This window comes from Ruminococcus sp. OM04-4AA, assembly GCF_003462585.1.
Lineage (GTDB): Bacteria > Bacillota > Clostridia > Lachnospirales > Lachnospiraceae > Mediterraneibacter > Mediterraneibacter faecis.
This window is the reverse complement of sequence record NZ_QTZH01000152.1, coordinates 1-1,165: the sequence shown is the minus strand read 5'-3', so window position 1 is coordinate 1,165 and position 1,165 is coordinate 1. Positions and strand designations below refer to the sequence as shown.

Annotated in this window: 2 protein-coding genes; both read left to right on the top strand. The window is 31.1% G+C overall.

All coding sequences use genetic code 11. The annotated features are described in order from the left end of the window. Positions 1-98: 98 nt before the first annotated feature. The gene (locus DXB52_RS15850; protein ID WP_118108082.1) at positions 99-344 is read left to right on the top strand and encodes a helix-turn-helix domain-containing protein; all 246 of its coding nucleotides are present in this window, start codon (positions 99-101) and stop codon (positions 342-344) included. An 84-nt stretch (positions 345-428) separates the two neighbouring features. Beyond that, positions 429-1,165, top strand: a 737-nt coding sequence (locus tag DXB52_RS15845; RefSeq protein ID WP_118108080.1) for a Fic family protein, incomplete at its 3' end; no start/stop codon positions are given.

Here is a 1,165-nt window from a genome sequence, read left to right as displayed (position 1 = left end):
AATTTTTTCTTTTGATAGTAAACTATATCTAGAGTTATATGGGAGAGGTGAAAATATGTTAGAGTATAAGATCGATGTTATAAAGGAGAGGTGAAAATATGTTAGAGTATAAGATCGATGTTATAAAGGAACTTGATAGAATAGGTGTAAATACGACAATAGCAAAAAAAACAGGGATTTTTGGGCAAACAACAATGAAAAAATTCCGTGAAAAAGATACATCTATAACATTGGATAACTTGAATAGATTATGCGCAATATTGGAAATGCAACCAAGAGATATAATAAAATATGTAGAGACAGAAGATGACAGAGAGAAAATAATCTCTAAAATTAAAGAATAACGCATTGGAAATATTTTAGATAATACTTGGAAGATCAATAACTTACAAGTTATCAGTGGTGAACTGGAGAAAGGAAGAAAACGGATGTTAGATAAATATCAACTTACGCTGGAAGAAAATATTTTTCTTGCAAAGAGAAATATTGTTGACAGTATATATAAGGAATCTAAACTGGAAGGAATTGCAATTACATTTCCGGAAACTAATGAAATCTATGAAGGAAGAGCAGTGGCAGGTATGTCAGTTGATGATATTGTCAAAGTCAACAATTTAAAACATGCATGGGAGTTTGTACTTGAGACAGTGGAATATCCGATTGATCTGCGCTATATTCGCCAATTAAGCCAAATTATAGGAGATAAGATTGTTCCACTTGCAGGCGAACTAAGAAGTTCGGATGTAAATATTGGAGGAACTACGTGGAAACCAGAAATTCCTGATATGATCAGAATATCGGATGAAGTGCATAATATTATGAATCAAGATACTTCTATAACAGAAAAAGCAATTACATTAATGCTCTTTTTAATGAGAAGTCAAATTTTCTATGATGGAAATAAACGTGTTGCGCAACTTGCAGCAAATCAGGTGATGATTCAGAATGGAAAAGGAATCATTAGTATTCCAGTAGAACATCAAGAACAGTTTTTTGTGATGCTTGTAAAATATTATGAAACAAATCAAATGGATGAAATAAAACAATTTGTATATGAAAGTTCTGTTAGTGGAATAAATTTTCAAAAAAAGATGGATGCAAAACCTGTTTCAAAAGAAGAATTTTATCGGAAGAAAGTGAAAACCGATAAGTCCCAAATTATAAA

Excerpts from the sequence above, each read along its gene's own strand:
- DXB52_RS15850 (WP_118108082.1), top strand. The coding sequence starts at position 99 with ATGTTAGAGTATAAGATCGATGTTATAAAGGAACTTGATAGAATAGGT.